Consider the following 15,337-nt stretch of genomic DNA (forward strand, 5'->3'; position numbering starts at 1 on the left):
GTCGACTCGCCCAGGGATATCACGCCTCGGCATCACCCTGTTCATCAGCCGCGCCACCCGGAGTGGGCTGGTGATGATTGACGGCACGGGCCGGTACGACAGTCGAGATGGCGTGCTTGTAAACCATCTGGCTCACGGTGTTTTTCAGCAGGATAACAAACTGGTCAAAAGACTCGATCTGACCTTGCAGTTTGATGCCGTTCACCAAATAGATAGAAACAGGAATCCGCTCACGGCGCAGCGCATTCAAAAACGGGTCTTGGAGAGATTGCCCCTTAGCCATTTTTCTTTTCCTTATAGTTTGTTGTTTTTAAACACCGAATATCAATATAACAACCTGATTATACAGGGAGTGTCAAGCCGCACCAGCGCGAGCAAGCACGCGGTCGAGATTGCCAGACTCACCAGATTCCAACCAGGTCACATCGGGCCAGCCGCGCAACCAGGTCATCTGTCGTTTTGCCAATTGGCGTGTGGCAACAATGCCACGATAACGCATCTCATCATACCCCACTTCACCGCACAGGTAGTCCCACATTTGGCGATAACCCACACAGCGAATGGAGGGGAGATCCGGGTGCAGATCGCCGCGCGCCATCAGCGCACGAACCTCCTGTTCAAAGCCACCTTGCAGCATCTTGTCAAAGCGCTGTTCGATACGCTGATGCAGCACGGCACGATCGCTCGGGGCGATGGCAAACTGCTGCACCCGATAGGGCAAGCCCTCCCCCTGCACCTGCGTCAGCTCGGTAAGGGTCTTGCCGCTGATGCGGTAGACCTCCAGCGCCCGGGAGAGTCGCTGCGGGTCATTGGGGTGAATTCGCGCACCGGCCACCGGGTCGATGCGCACCAGCTCATCGTGCAGCGCCTGCCAACCGAGGCGGGCAGCCTCTTCCTCAATCCCGGCACGAACGGCGGGATCGGCAGAGGGCAATGGGGACAATCCCTCCAGCAACGCCTTGAAATAGAGCATGGTGCCGCCCACCAGCAGCGGAATGCGGCCACGATCGGCGATCTCTTTCATCTCTCGCAGGGCATCCCTGCAAAAATCGGCTGCCGAATAGCTCACTGCGGGATCAAGAATGTCGATCAGCCGGTGCGGGGCACGTGCCAGTTCATCGGCAGTCGGCTTGGCTGTACCGATATCCATGCCGCGATAGATCAGCGCTGAATCGACGCTGATGATGTCACAAGGCAATGCCTGGCACAGTTCAATGGCGAGATCCGTCTTGCCGGAGGCCGTCGGCCCCATCAGAAAAATTGCGGTCGGCAAGTCACTCGCCATGTTCAAACTCCTCCAGCACGGTCGCCAACGAAAGGGGGCGCACCATGCGAATGTCTGCCAGTTGGTCACTGAAATCGGTCACAAGTTCCGTCAGCAGACGACTGGCAGTTGAAAAATCGTATATCTTCTCGCGGCTTATCCCCTGCTCCACCAGCCATTGGCATAATACTTCAGCCTGCTGACCAGCATCACTGTCAGATCCGCCCTCGATAATTTGCAGCAATTCGGGTAACAGACGCACCAGATCGGTCTGGCGCAGCAGAGCCGGCACCCGAGTCAGGATCATGGTGTCGCGCCCCCCGCTTTTCAACTCCAGCCCCATCCGTTTCAGCAAACGTTCCTGCTCGGTCACCAGCGCGATCAAATTCTTCGGCAATTTGAAGGAGACCGGCAGCAACAGTGGCTGGGCCGCCAGCCCCTGACCCCAGGTCTCCAGCAGCCAATGGCGCAGCAGCACCCGCTCGGCGCGCACCAGCGAGAGCAGCGCCAGCTGATTATCCCGCTCGATCAACAGGTAGGCCTGCTCCACCAGTGTCAGGGCGCGACATCCCCCCTGTTTGGGTGACGGCACTGGATCAGTGGGCTGCGCAGGAGCAGCCTCAGTTGCGATAGGCAACGTAGTGAGCAGAGCGCCCATGCCGCGCATCGCCTCCCGACTCGGCGGCTCAGGTGGTTGATAATTGCAGGCTCGGCCTGCACCACCGCCCCCCTCCCGCACCTGTGCAGGTGCCCGGTAGCTGTGCTCGGCACCGTACCACTCCGGGCGTGGCGCCTGACCGGGATATTCAATCTGCGGACTGACCGGCAACTCGACCAGGGTTTCGGCCAGCGGCGCGTCCTGATGAGCGGCGCTGACTCCTTCGCGGCGCAGAGCGGTAAACAGCGCCTGAAAGATAAAGTCGTGGATCAGTCGCGCCTGATGGAAGCGCACCTCATGCTTGGCCGGGTGAACGTTGACATCTACCTGACGGGGATCCAGCTCGATATAGAGCACATAGGCGGCGAAGCGGTCGGGAGGCAGCAACTCGTCATAGGCCTGACGAATGGCGTGATTGATGAGCTTGTCGCGCATCATCCGGCCGTTGACATAGGTGTATTGCAGATCGTTTTGCGGTCTTGCCCCCTCCGGAGCCGCCAACCAGCCCCACAGCCGCACGTCGCTGTGTTCGCTCTCCACCGCCAGCGCATGGTGCATGAAGGGGGTGCCGCAAACGGCGGCGAGGCGACGCTCCTGCTCCGGCACGGTATTGGCGGCCTTGTACTGGCGCACCACCTTGCCATTGTGGCGCAGGATCAGGGTGGCATCGAAGCGGGAGAGCGCGATGCGGCGCACCAGCTCATCGATATGGGCAAACTCGGTCTTTTCGCTGCGCATGAACTTGCGCCGCGCGGGGGTATTGAAGAAGAGATCCACCACCTCCACCGTGGTGCCTACCGGATGGGCCGCCGGCTTGATGGTGACGCTCATCTCCCGCCCTTCCGCCTGGGCTTGCCAGGCTTCTGACTGCTCGGCGGTACGGGAGGTGAAGGTGAGACGGGAGACCGAGCTGATGGAAGCGAGCGCCTCGCCACGAAAGCCGAGGCTGTTGATCCCTTCCAGATCGTCCAGCGTGGCCACCTTGGAGGTCGCATGACGCGACAGCGCCAGCACCAGCTCGTCTTTGGCGACGCCACAGCCATTGTCACGGATGCGGATCAGCTTGGCCCCCCCCTTGTCGATGTCGATCTCGACCCGGTCGGCACCCGCATCCAGGCTGTTCTCCACCAGCTCTTTCACCACAGAAGAGGGCCGCTCCACCACCTCTCCGGCTGCAATCTGGTTGGCCAGAATGGGTGGCAAAATACGGATCGGCATCGTTTACTCCTGAATTTCTATCTTGCGGATGGTCAGTCTCTTAAGGCTCCAGGAGGGCCGCTCCACCACCTCTCCACCAACCGGAATCTGGTTGGCCAGAATCGGGGGTAATATACGGATCGGCATCACTTACTCCTGAATTTCAATCTTGCTGATGGTATTCGCTAACAACGGGAGTGGCATCGCCCAATCCCGCGCGTCAGTTTTGCGGAATGTAGAGCACCTGCCCTACCTGAATATTCCGCGACTTGAGCTTGTTGATCTCTACCAGCCGTGCCTGACTCACCCCATGTTTCTCGGCAAGGCGGGAGAGGCTCTCGCCCCGCTTGACCACATGGCGGATCATCTGCGACTTGTCGTCACTGCGAACGGGGGCAGCAGCGCGGCTCTGCCCCTGCTGAGGGATATAGATAGTCTGACCAATCTGAATATCCCGGCTGCGCAGCTGGTTGATCTCCACCAGAGTGGACTGACTCACTCCATGCTTCTCGGCAAGGCGAGAGAGGCTCTCACCCCGTTTGACCACATGGCGGAGCATCCGCGATTTGTCATAGTCGCCCACACTGCTGACCGGTGCACCGCTCTCCTGCGTTGCCGCCGAGTAAGGCTTGATCACCCCGGCACCAGAGCCGCTCGCCGTTCCGCTATCACGGGCAGTAGCGGGCATCTTGTTGGTCACCACCGGCTGCGACTGTGTCTGCCTGGGCTGGCTCACCGGCTGCCGGGCTACCGGTGCAGGGCGAGTGGTCGCGACAGGTTGGCTCACCTGCCCCTTGCCGGTCAGCATGGCCCCCTTGGTCGGGTGGGCGCGGTAGTAGTTGCGGATCCCCTCGAAGATGGCGCGGGCCAGCTGGTCCTGATAGCTGGCGGTAGCCAGCAGCTTCTCTTCCGCATGGTTGGAGATAAACCCAGTTTCAACCAGCACCGAGGGAATATCCGGCGCCTTCAGCACCGCCAGACTGGCGTGCTCCGGCGCCTTCTTGTGCAGTCGGGCAACCTTGCCCATGGAGCGCAGGATCTGGCGGCTGACGTCATACCCTTCGGCACGGGACTTGTCCATGGAGAGGTCGAGGAAGGTCTGCGCCAGATAGGGGTTGGGATCGGATTCCGCCAACACCTTGCCGACACCGCCCAGCAGCTCGCCCTGCTTCTCCTGCTTCTCCAGCCAGCTGCCCATCTCGCGGTTGGCACGGTTGGTCGAGAGGACCCAGACCGAGGCGCCGCGCGGAGTGGAGTTATGGAAGCTGTCCGCATGGACCGACACCAGCAGATCCGCCTTGGCCTTGCGGGCAATCTCGGAGCGCTTGTTGAGGTCGACGAAGTAGTCGCCACGGCGGGTCATCACGGCGCGCATCCCCGGCTCGCGGTCGATCAGTGCCGCCAGCTTCTGGGAGACCGCCAGCGTGACCCGCTTCTCGTAGGTACGGCGCGGGCCGATGGAGCCCGGGTCTTCCCCGCCGTGGCCCGGGTCGATGGCAATCACCACCCCTTTGCCTTTGCCACCGACAGGCGTGGATTGCACTGCTGCCGCCGAGCGCTTCTCTTCATAAGGAAGGTCGATGACCAGACGGTGGCCATAAGGCCCGGCTGGCGCCAACGGAAAGACCACCGGCTTGATGGCGGAGCTGAGATCCATCACCAGCCGCAAACCGCCCTTCTCCAGCGGAGTGCTCTGGCGGATCTTGCGCACCAGTTCGCTGTTGTTCTCGATCCGCGCCAGATTGGCGGCGTTGCTCGCCCCTTTCAGGTCGATCACCAGCCGATCCGGGCCGGTGAGGGTGAAATAGTTGAAGTTGGGGGCGCTGCTCATATCGAGCACCACCCGGGTATTATCCGGTGATGGCCAGATTCGTACGCTCTTGAGCTGATTCGCCCAGGAGGGTAATGCCATCAAAGAGAGAGCAATAACAAGGATCAAGCGCACGTAGATGACAACCGTTCCAGAATGGCTTCGCCAATAGCAGTGCGGGCCTCTATCAGAACCTCGCGCTGCTCGCCTACATAAGTGAGGGTAATTTCCAGGTCGGGAGCCGGTAACCAGCCCTCGCCCTTCTCGGACCACTCCACCAGACAGAGAGTGTTGGCGGCAAAATAGTCCCGAATGCCCATGAATTCCAGCTCTTCCGGATCAGCCAGGCGATAGAGATCGAAATGGTAGACCTGCCAGCCATCGAGCTCATAGGGCTCGACCAGGGTGTAAGTCGGGCTTTTTACCTTGCCCTGATGGCCAAGGCCCTGCACCCAGCCGCGGGTCAGGGTGGTTTTACCAGCGCCAAGCGTGCCATGCAAAAACACTGTGGTCGCCTGCTGGCAGGCCTGTGCCAGACGGCCACCCAGAGCCACGGTTGCTGCCTCGTCCGGCAGTGTCATCATCAACTGTTTTGCCATGTTCTTCTTTTTAACTTGTAATGGTGTCGGGATTAACCAGTTTGCGGATCAGCGGCAGCAGATCTGACGCCAGCATGCCCCGCTCGCCGTCAGCGGCGGCCTGATCTGCAGCCTCGCCGTGGATCACGGCGCCCAGCCAGCTTGCCATGGTAGCAGACCAGCCCTGGGCCAAAAGGGCGGCGATTATACCAGATAACAGATCGCCCATGCCGCCACTTGCCATGCCTGGGTTGCCTTCACAACAGAGAGCGACCCGCTCGCCGTCATAAATAAGTGTTCCCGCCCCTTTTAACAACACCACACCGCCATAACGCCGCTGCAGTGCCTGCACGGCGGCAAACCGGTCGGTTTCAATCTCGGCAATGGTGCATCCCAGCAGGCGCGCAGCTTCACCGGGATGGGGCGTGAGCACCCAATTATCCTGATGGCGGGGAGATTGCGCCAGCCAATTCAATCCATCGGCGTCCAAAACCAGTGGCAGCCGGTCGGTGAGATAACGGGCGATTTGCGCGCTTCCCCACTCATCCTGACCGAGCCCGGGGCCAATGACCCGCACCGACGCCCACCCCTCGTCATCAGCGGTAGTGAGACTCATCAGTTCGGGTTGATAGAGGCTGACCGGTGGATGATCCGGATGCTGACACACCCGCACCAGCCCGGCCCCCGCCCGCAGGCAGGCGCGGGCCGCCAGCACGATGGCCCCCTGCATGCCGCGATTGCCCCCCACCAGCAGTACCTTGCCATAAGAGCCCTTGTGGGAAGCGCGCGGGCGCGGGGTCAGCAGCGTGCTGAGCTGCGGATAATCGATACGCCAGGCGGCGGGCAGCATAGTGTCATCAGGCGTCACGCCAAGGGGATCACAATCGAGCTGACCGACACAATCCACCCCGTCGCCGGTGAGCATCCCCAGCTTGATACCGATAAAAGTGAGAGTGCGAGTAGCCTGCACCACGGACCCCATGGCACGGCCGGTATCGCCGTTGAGGCCGGAGGGGAGATCCACCGCCAGCACGGGCACAGCCAAGCCATTGATTGTTGCGACGATCTTTGTCAGTAGTGGCGAGAGGGAGGTGTTGACGCCGGTGCCAAGCAGGGCATCGACCACCAGATCCGGGGTGGAGTGCTGGTCCTTATCAAATTGCTCGGCCAGCCAGACCCGGCCACCGGCCGCCAGCCACTCATCGGCGGCCCGTCTGGCATCCCCCTTCAGCTGGTCGGGTGCCCTGGCGGCAATCACCACCACCTCGATGCCAATCTGGCGGGCAAGGCGGGCCAGCACATAGCCATCACCGCCGTTATTACCGGGGCCGACGAAAATCCACCAGCAGCGACTGTCGGGCCAATGCAGGGTGGCATAAGTACGCAGCGCGGCACCGGCTCGCTCCATCAGGGCATAGAGAGGTTGCCCCTCACGCGCGGCCCAGTTGCGCTCCAGTGCGCGGATCTGTTCAGTCTGCCACAACCCCTGTGGTAAACTGCCACCCTCTTTTGTGCCCAACGCGCCCCTGATGATCTCTACCATGACGGCTCCCGCCTCTTATCAATCGACCCACGCCAGCAAACGCCGGCCAGGCCAAGCCACATGAGAGCACCTGACTTCCACCAGCTGGCTCACGATATCAAGCTCTGGGCACGGGAGCTAGGATTTGACCAGGCGGGCATCACCGACACCGATCTACGTATCGAAGAGCCGAGATTGCAGGCCTGGCTGGATGCGGGCTATCACGGCAGCATGGATTACATGGCACGTCACGGCATGATGCGGGCGCGCGCCCACGAACTGCTGCCGGGCACGGTGCGGGTGTTGTCGGTGCGGATGAACTACCTGCCGTTCGAGGCGGGCTTTGCCGCTACCCTGCGCGATCCGACTCTGGGCTATATCAGCCGCTACGCTCTCGGTCGCGACTACCACAAGGTGCTGCGCAACCGGCTAAAACAGCTGGGTGATCGCATCGAAGCGCGCTGCGCCGAGCTGTTTCAAGGCTCTGAAGAGACCTTGGGTGAGTGGCGCCCCTTCGTTGACTCCGCCCCCATCCTCGAGCGGCCGCTGGCAGCCAAGGCGGGCCTCGGCTGGGTTGGCAAACACTCACTGCTGCTCAACGAATCGGCCGGATCCTTCTTCTTTCTCGGTGAGCTGTTGCTCAACCTGCCGCTGCCGCTCGACCAGCCAGTGGAGAAGGAGCAGTGCGGCAAGTGTGTCGCCTGCATCAACATCTGCCCGACCGGCGCCATTGTCGCCCCCTATGTGGTAGATGGCCGCCGCTGCATCTCCTATCTCACCATCGAGAATGACGGCCCTATTCCGGAAGAGTTCCGGCCCCTGATGGGCAACCGCATCTACGGCTGCGACGACTGCCAGCTCATCTGCCCGTGGAACCGCTACGCCGATGCCAGCCCGGAACCCGACTTCAGCCCGCGCCCCAGTCTGCACCGCCCTCCCCTGCTGGCGCTGTGGTGCTGGAGCGAGAGCGATTTCCTCAAGCAGACCGAAGGGAGCCCGATCCGCCGCATCGGCTATCAACGCTGGCGCCGCAATCTGGCGGTCGCCCTTGGCAATGGCCCGGCGACCCCCGAGGTGATCGCGGCCCTGCAACTGGGGCTGACCACCGCCGAGCCCATGGTGGCCGAACATATCGAATGGGCGCTGGCCACCCTTGCCCGGCGTCAGGATGAAGAGAACAAGAAGACCCGTTTGCTGATCCGCTGCATCGAAAAAGGTCTGTCGGATCACGCATAAGTGATCTGCCCCTTGCCGGATTGCAGCACTTTTTTCATGCTCTGCCGACTTGCAGTGCCCATAACAGCGTGGTCACTGCAAACTGCTCGGCACACAACAAGGACAACACAGATGCATATGTTGGGAGTGGATATTGGAGGCTCGGGGATCAAGGGCTGTCTGGTCGATACCAAAACCGGCGAGTTGATTGGCGAGCGCCATCGCATTGCCACACCACAACCGGCCACCCCGGCCGCCATCGCCCATACCCTCAAGGCGCTGGTCGAACATTTTGACTGGAAAGGGCCGGTGGGCTGCGGCTTTCCCGCCACTATCCACAACGGGGTTGCCAAGAGTGCCGCCAATATCGACAAGAGCTGGATCGAAACCGATGCCGAGCATCTGTTTGCCGATGTCACCGGCAAGCCCTGCTATGTGCTGAATGATGCCGATGCCGCCGGTCTGGCCGAGATGCGCTTTGGTGCCGGCAAGGATCGCAAGGGGGTCATCATCCTCATCACGGTCGGCACCGGTATCGGCACCGCCATCTTCGTCAACGGCCATCTGCTGCCCAACACCGAGCTGGGTCACCTGATGCTGGAAGGAATGGTCGCCGAGCACTACTGCTCCGATGCGGCACGCAAACGGGAAGATCTCTCCTGGAACCGCTGGGGCAAGCGCTTCAACAAGTATCTGGCGCGCCTCGAGTTTCTCTTCTCCCCCGACCTCTTCATTCTGGGGGGCGGCAGCGCAGCCAAGCTGGATAAGTTTGTCGATCGCATCGAGACCCGGGCGCCGCTGATTCCGGCGGCCAGCCTCAATCAGGCGGGCATTATCGGGGCCGCCCTCTACGCGGCCGAGCAGCAGGGCTGACCGACGCTCACTGCAAGTCAGCAGATACCTATTGAAAGGGCTCGGCACTGCTGCCGGGCCCTTTTGTTTGGCCGTCATCTTGCGTGTTTGGTGCTTATCACCCGCTACATGTCGTCGAGTCGATACACCCCGTGCACCAGCCGAGTCAGGCGGGTCTGCTCCAGCCCGGCCAGATTCTCGAGCAAAGCGGTGGTGGCCGGTGTCGGGCACTCCCGGGCCAGATGGCTCAGCTCGCCCACCAGCTGCTCTTCCCAGCGGCATACCTGAGTAACGATATCCTGGGTCTGGACTGATGCCGGCAGCTCGAAGCCGGTAATGGCAGGCAGCATATCCTCGCTGAAACTCTGGTTCAGCCAGGTCTCCCTGACCGCCTCTCCCAGCTGAGCGGCATATTCGTGCAGATGGGCACTGGCCGCATCCTCACGCCCTTGCAGATAGACCAGCAACATCCGGCTCCGTTCGTTGTCCACCTGACTGGCCAAACGCCCGTAACAGAGTCCGAGCTGGTGGTGAACCTGCTCAAGATAGTGCAGCAACTCTTTGATCTGTTGGAATCTCATCGCACTGCCCTCCATGCTTGTCGACAACATCAGTATAAAAAACCGGCGCCACCGACCCAATCCCTATCCGTGCCCCCCTTGCGCTGCATCAAGGTTGACGCCGACAAAGTGGCGATCAGGTGATCCGGTCACGAATAGGGAACGATTTGCGCAGCAATTTGTGTAACGATGGAGGAGCATTAAGCTAGACAGCAGATGTGAACAGAAACGAGCTAACACACTAATAAAACCAGCCTTACCCGGCATAAACCATCTTTAATTCGGTTATCTGCCACAGGGACGAAACAGGATCTGGAAGAGCAACAATACCATCCTGATTGTTATCCGCCTGACAGAAATCCTTATCACTTTTTTAGACGTCTAGACGTAAAAACATGCGTTGACATGGCCATCCAGACATCTTAGCATCATCCTCCATGATGACAGAGTAACCCAGTGGAACCTCTGCCCAATTTCCCCGCCTGTAGCGCCCTGTGCTTTAAGGCTGTTAGCACGGAAGAATCCATGATTAAGTTGATCGGTCTCAACAAAGTCTACGGTACAGGCAGTGACGCCGTGCACGCCCTGCGTGATGTGAGTCTGCATGTACCCCAAGGCAAAATTTTCGGGGTGATCGGTGCCTCCGGTGCCGGCAAGAGTACCCTCATTCGTTGTGTCAACCTGCTGGAGCGCCCGACAGAGGGTCAAGTCATCGTTGATGGCCAGGATCTGGTCGCCCTGAGCGAACGGGATCTGACCCAGGCTCGCCGCCAGATCGGGATGATTTTCCAGCACTTCAACCTGCTTGCCTCCCGCACCGTGTTTGCCAACATCGCCTTTCCGCTGGAGCTGGCAGGCTGGAGCAAAGAGAAGATCCAGCAACGGGTTGCCGAGCTGCTGGCGCTGGTCGGGCTGGAAGCCCGTGCCCAGGCCTATCCGTCCGAGCTTTCCGGCGGTCAGAAACAGCGCGTCGCCATTGCCCGCGCACTGGCACCGGCCCCCAAGGTGCTGCTCTGCGACGAGGCCACCTCGGCCCTCGACCCGCAGACCACCCGCTCGATCCTGACCCTGCTCAAGGAGATTAACGTCAAGCTGGGGCTCACCATCCTGCTCATCACCCACGAGATGGATGTGGTGAAGGGGATCTGTGACGAAGTGGCCATCATCAGCGACGGCCGTCTGATCGAGCAGGGCGAAGTGGCCTGGTTCTTCAGTAATGCCAAAACCCAGCTGGCCCGTGACTTCATCCACTCCACCATCCATCTGGAGGTACCGCAGGAGTATCAGGATCGGATGAGCAGCGAGCGGGTGCCGGGCAGCTACCCGCTGGTGAAGCTTGGCTTTACCGGCAGCACTGTCGATACGCCGCTGATTTCCGAGGCGAGCCGCCGTTTCAATATCGACATCAGCATTCTGAGCGCAGACATCGAATACGCCGGTGGCGTCAAATTCGGTTTCCTGCTGGCCGAGCTGTTCGGGGATGAAGCCCAGTGCGAGGCGACCCAGCAGTTTCTCATCGACAACCACATTCAGCTGGAGGTAATGGGTTATGTCCGAAGCCATGATTAATCTGCTCATCACGGCCCTGGGCGACACCCTGATCATGGTGTTTGCCTCCGCCCTGTTCGGCTGCCTGCTGGGTCTGCCGCTCGGCGTGGCACTGCACGTGACCAAGGCGGGCCAGATCCTGGCCAACCCCTTGCTCAACCGTACTCTGGGTATGGTGGTCAACGTGGGTCGCTCGGTGCCCTTTATCATCCTGCTGGTCGCCATCATTCCGCTAACCCGGCTGATTGTCGGCACCAGTATCGGCACCATCGCCGCCATCGTGCCGCTGACTGTCGGCTGCATCCCTTTCATCGCCCGTCTGGTGGAAGGGGCCCTGATGGAAGTGCCGGACGGCCTGCTGGAAGCGGCCAAGGCGATGGGCGCCAAGCCGCTGCAAATAATCACCAAGGTGCTGCTGCCCGAGGCTCTGCCCGGCATCCTCAACAGCGTCACCATTACCCTCGTCACTCTGGTGAACTACTCGGCCATGGCCGGGGCCATCGGTGGCGGTGGTCTGGGGGATGTGGGTATTCGTTATGGTTATCAGCGCTTTGACCCGACCGTCATGCTGGTGACCGTGGTTATCCTGGTAGTACTGGTTCAACTTATCCAGAGCGCGGGTGAGCGCCTGGTCAACAAATGTGATCATCGTTAATCGTCGATTTCTGACAGGAGGTTTTATGAAATTTGGCATCAAATCCGTTGCGGCTGCCCTGCTGGCTGGTCTGGTTCTGGCCGGTTGCGGTCAAAAAGAAGAGAGCAAGGTTCTGAAAGTGGGCGCTATTGCCGGCCCGGAGACCGAACTGGTTGAAGTGGCTGCCAAGGTAGCCAAAGAGAAATACGGTCTGACAGTCGAGGTGGTCAACTTCTCCGACTACGTCACCCCGAACGTGGCGCTGAACGATGGCAGCATCGACGTCAACGCCTTCCAGCACAAACCTTATCTGGATGCGCAGGTGCGTGATCGCGGCTTCAAGCTGGTGCCGGTTGGCAACACCTTCGTCTACCCGATCGCCGGTTACTCCAAAAAGATCAAGGCGCTGAGCGAGCTGCAAGATGGCGCCCAGATCGCGGTACCGAACGATCCGACCAACCTGGGCCGCTCCCTGATCCTGCTGGCCAAACAGGGTCTGATCACCCTGAAGGATGGCGCCGGTCTGGAAGCCACCGTGCTGGATATCGCCAGCAACCCGCGCAACTTCAAGATTGTGGAACTGGAAGCAGCCCAGCTGCCGCGCTCGCTGGAAGACGTGGACTTGGCCATCATCAACAACACCTTCGCCGGTCAGATTGGTCTGACCCCGACCGAAAACGGCCTGTTTGTTGAAGACAAAGAGTCCCCGTACGTCAACCTGATCGTCGCCCGCGACAACAACAAGGATGACGAGAAGGTCAAACAGTTCGTACAAGCTTTCCAGACCGATGATGTTTACAAGAAAGGTCTCGAGCTGTTCAAAGGTGGCCTGGTAAAAGGTTGGTAATTGCTCACTCGGTAAAAAAGGCCACGCAATGCGTGGCCTTTTTTATTGGCGCCGCTATCATATCCGCGAGCACGGCAACACGAACATACTCATAACATGAAAAAATGGTATCTGGCCTACTGCAAGCCAAAAGAAGAGGCCCGCGCCCGCGCCCACCTCGATGCCCAGGGTATCGAATCCTATTACCCCATGGTGGAGATCGAGAAGCTGCGCCGGGGCAAGCGAGTTCCGGTACGGGAACCCATGTTCCCCAACTACCTGTTTATCTTTGTCGATCTGGAAGAGGTGACACCTGTCACCCTGAAATCGACCCGCGGCATCAGCAGAATCATCCACTTTGGCAGTGAATGGACCCCCATCAGCAGCAAGCTGGTCTATCAGCTGATGAGTCGTGATGACAGCGACGAGGCGAGAGCCAGCTACGCCAGCCTGCCCTGCTCGGGCGACAAGGTGCTGATTGAAGAGGGGCCGTTGGCTGGATTCGAAGCCATCTATATGGAGCCGGATGGAGAGAAACGGGCAATTTTGCTGGTCAGCCTGCTCAACCGGGAGACTACCAGCAGCTTCGACAACCACACCTTCAGACGTCTGGACTAAACCCACGGGCCAGACGGCCCGGTGCATGGCAATAGCAATGGCGGGATGATCCCGCCATCTCATGCATCAAGATCAAAGCGGGCGATGACCGCCTTCAGCTTGCCGGTATCGCCAGCCAGTCTGGCTACGATCTCTTCCCCCTGCTGACTACGCTGACAGGATTGCCGACTGAGCGCGGCAATGTCGTCGACCGTCCCAGATACCTCGGCGGCCACCCGCGACTGCTGCTCGGTTGCCACCGAAATGGCCTCCAGCTGGCCCGACAGCGACTGCACCAGCTGGTTCATGGCACTCAGGGTATCGGTCACCAATCCAACAGCATCCCGCCCTTGCTCTACCAACCGGGTACCGCTGCTGACGGTACTTACCGTCTGGCGAGTCTGCTGGGAGATGGCCGCAATAGTCTGGCTGATCTCGGCGGTGGATTGATGGGTGCGGGTCGCCAGCTGGCGAACCTCATCGGCCACCACCGCAAAACCACGCCCCTGCTCGCCTGCTCGCGCCGCCTCGATGGCGGCATTGAGGGCCAGCAGGTTGGTCTGCTCGGCAATGGTGGCGATCACCTCGGTGATCTGCCCCACCTGTTCACTCTGATGCTCCAGCAGCCCCATGGCTTCGTTGGCCTGTCCAATCATGGCGGCAATCTGCTGCATGGTATCGCTCATTCGCGCCAGCGCGGCCTCTCCCTGACGGGTCTGCTGCTTCACCTGATGGGCACCATCCGCCACACCGGCAATGTTGCCAGCCACATCACGAGCACTCACCGACATCTGATCGATAGCCGCCGCCACCGCATCGACCCGCTGATCCTGCTCCGTCAGATCCGCCACTATGGCTCTGGTAGTACTGCCCACATCGAGACAGGCCACCTCGACCTGCCCCACTGCGCCCTGCAACTCCCCGACCAGATGATGTAACTGGGCAGACATCCGGTTGATGGAACCAGTCAATTCTCCCAACTCATCCTGCCCTGTGATTGGCAAGGGCTCGGCCGCCAGACGACCATCCGCAACCTGCCCCGCCCGGTTCACCAGACAGACTATGTCACGGGTCAGACGGCGACTAAAGAGCCATGCGACCACCATGCCAAGCACGATGGCGCTGCCGGTAGCCGACAGCAGTGTCTGGTTGATAGCCCTCCCGGCTCCGGTCATCTGCGCCGAAATCAGCTCCACCTCGGCGCGGGTTTTCTCCACCTGCTGGACCAGCTGCTCGCTGAGGCTGGACTGCATCGGCTCGATGTCGGTGGCCATCAGGTAGTTTGCCTGATCCCAATCCGGCGCCTGGCGTTTCTCGATCACCAGCCCCACCAGCTCGGAGAAGGGGGTCGCCATCTCTTCAAACAGCTGCCAGAGGCTCTGCTGGGTATCGGTAAAGAGCGCGGCTTGCTGCTTCACCTCAGCCACCCGCTGCTGGTGAAACTGGTAGTAATCCTGATATTTGCTGCGGTATTCGGGATCGCCTGAGATGAGAAAATCCCTCAGGGCAGAGAGGGAATTGGCGAGGCTGTTGTAGGCATCTCCCACCTGTTTGAGCAACATACGGCGATCGCCAGAGAGTTGATCCTGCGGGGTCGCCACCTCCTCATTGGCAAAAGATTGCAGTTGATCGAGCGCCGCCTCCGCCAGCGGCCCCGCCTCCTGCAGCATCTGGGTATGAGCGGGCAGATTCTCTTCACTCTGGGCTATGGTCCACACCTTATCCTGATGGCTTTTGAAGGTCTCAAGAGACTTGGCGAGCGCCGGACTGAACGCCTGATGGGCGATGGCCTGCCAGGCCGACTCCCACTCCTGCTTGAGGCGGGAGGCCTGAGCCGGATCCTTGCCGAGGATAAGATAGCCACGCAAGGCGGAAACGGTGGCAACCAGCGCCTTCTGGCTCGTTTCATCCCGCTGCAGGGCGGGCAGCGCCTGCTCCAGCAGGGTGTGTTGGGCCTGATTGATCTGGGTCAGCCGGTAATAGACCAGCGTGGAGGAGAGCAGGATCAGCAGGTTGATAAAACCGAAGCTGAGCAGCAACTTGCTTGAGATTTTCATGAACATCCTTGTTCAAACG

Annotated in this window: 14 protein-coding genes; 6 read left to right on the forward strand and 8 right to left on the reverse strand. The window is 60.3% G+C overall.

The window, feature by feature from the left end:
- Positions 1-19 precede the first annotated feature (19 nt).
- The 6 genes from hfq to AB5Y86_RS07010 all read right to left on the reverse strand — a co-directional run bounded on the left by hfq (position 20) and on the right by AB5Y86_RS07010 (position 7,050).
- Positions 20-283, reverse strand: a complete 264-nt coding sequence (gene hfq, locus AB5Y86_RS06985) for an RNA chaperone Hfq (protein WP_005339045.1) — start codon at positions 281-283, stop codon at positions 20-22.
- 72 nt (positions 284-355) lie between these two features.
- Complete coding sequence (gene miaA, locus AB5Y86_RS06990; protein ID WP_368192464.1) at positions 356-1,285, reverse strand: tRNA (adenosine(37)-N6)-dimethylallyltransferase MiaA; 930 nt, start codon at positions 1,283-1,285, stop codon at positions 356-358.
- A complete protein-coding gene (mutL, locus tag AB5Y86_RS06995) occupies positions 1,275-3,140 on the reverse strand; it encodes a DNA mismatch repair endonuclease MutL (protein WP_368192465.1) in 1,866 nt (621 codons plus the stop codon). The genes miaA and mutL overlap by 11 nt, the downstream gene beginning before the upstream one ends.
- A 199-nt stretch (positions 3,141-3,339) precedes the next feature.
- Positions 3,340-5,031 (reverse strand): N-acetylmuramoyl-L-alanine amidase, encoded by a 1,692-nt coding sequence (locus tag AB5Y86_RS07000; protein ID WP_234822147.1) that lies wholly within the window; start codon positions 5,029-5,031, stop codon positions 3,340-3,342.
- A 23-nt stretch (positions 5,032-5,054) separates the two neighbouring features.
- Positions 5,055-5,528 (reverse strand): tRNA (adenosine(37)-N6)-threonylcarbamoyltransferase complex ATPase subunit type 1 TsaE, encoded by a 474-nt coding sequence (tsaE, locus tag AB5Y86_RS07005; RefSeq protein ID WP_005339056.1) that lies wholly within the window; start codon positions 5,526-5,528, stop codon positions 5,055-5,057.
- A gap of 10 nt (positions 5,529-5,538) precedes the next feature.
- The gene (locus AB5Y86_RS07010) at positions 5,539-7,050 is read right to left on the reverse strand and encodes an NAD(P)H-hydrate dehydratase (RefSeq protein WP_368192466.1); all 1,512 of its coding nucleotides are present in this window, start codon (positions 7,048-7,050) and stop codon (positions 5,539-5,541) included.
- 60 nt (positions 7,051-7,110) lie between these two features.
- On the opposite strand from AB5Y86_RS07010, the gene queG reads away from it, so the two are divergent.
- Entirely contained in the window at positions 7,111-8,265 is a 1,155-nt protein-coding gene (queG, locus tag AB5Y86_RS07015) for a tRNA epoxyqueuosine(34) reductase QueG (protein ID WP_368192467.1), read from the forward strand.
- Positions 8,266-8,376: 111 nt separating this feature from the next.
- Positions 8,377-9,117: a polyphosphate--glucose phosphotransferase gene (gene ppgK, locus AB5Y86_RS07020; protein WP_005339062.1), complete on the forward strand. Its 741-nt coding sequence runs from the start codon at positions 8,377-8,379 to the stop codon at positions 9,115-9,117.
- Between the two features lie 104 nt (positions 9,118-9,221).
- Here the strand turns inward: ppgK and AB5Y86_RS07025 are convergent, their stop codons facing one another.
- Positions 9,222-9,677 (reverse strand): hypothetical protein, encoded by a 456-nt coding sequence (locus AB5Y86_RS07025; RefSeq protein ID WP_368192468.1) that lies wholly within the window; start codon positions 9,675-9,677, stop codon positions 9,222-9,224.
- Between the two features lie 504 nt (positions 9,678-10,181).
- On the opposite strand from AB5Y86_RS07025, the gene metN reads away from it, so the two are divergent.
- The 4 genes from metN to rfaH all read left to right on the forward strand — a co-directional run bounded on the left by metN (position 10,182) and on the right by rfaH (position 13,282).
- A complete protein-coding gene (metN, locus tag AB5Y86_RS07030; RefSeq protein ID WP_005339067.1) occupies positions 10,182-11,225 on the forward strand; it encodes a methionine ABC transporter ATP-binding protein MetN in 1,044 nt (347 codons plus the stop codon).
- Complete coding sequence (locus AB5Y86_RS07035; RefSeq protein WP_005339070.1) at positions 11,206-11,859, forward strand: methionine ABC transporter permease; 654 nt, start codon at positions 11,206-11,208, stop codon at positions 11,857-11,859. Before metN ends, AB5Y86_RS07035 begins: the two co-directional genes overlap by 20 nt.
- Before the next feature lie 25 nt (positions 11,860-11,884).
- Positions 11,885-12,685 (forward strand): methionine ABC transporter substrate-binding lipoprotein MetQ, encoded by an 801-nt coding sequence (gene metQ, locus AB5Y86_RS07040; protein WP_005339072.1) that lies wholly within the window; start codon positions 11,885-11,887, stop codon positions 12,683-12,685.
- 96 nt (positions 12,686-12,781) lie between these two features.
- Positions 12,782-13,282, forward strand: a complete 501-nt coding sequence (gene rfaH / locus AB5Y86_RS07045) for a transcription/translation regulatory transformer protein RfaH (protein WP_005339074.1) — start codon at positions 12,782-12,784, stop codon at positions 13,280-13,282.
- A gap of 59 nt (positions 13,283-13,341) precedes the next feature.
- On the opposite strand, the gene AB5Y86_RS07050 is transcribed toward rfaH, so the two are convergent.
- Entirely contained in the window at positions 13,342-15,318 is a 1,977-nt protein-coding gene (locus tag AB5Y86_RS07050) for a methyl-accepting chemotaxis protein (RefSeq protein WP_368192469.1), read from the reverse strand.
- Between the last annotated feature and the right edge of the window lie 19 nt (positions 15,319-15,337).

This window comes from Aeromonas sp. s8 (assembly GCF_040907785.1).
Lineage (GTDB): Bacteria > Pseudomonadota > Gammaproteobacteria > Enterobacterales > Aeromonadaceae > Aeromonas > Aeromonas veronii.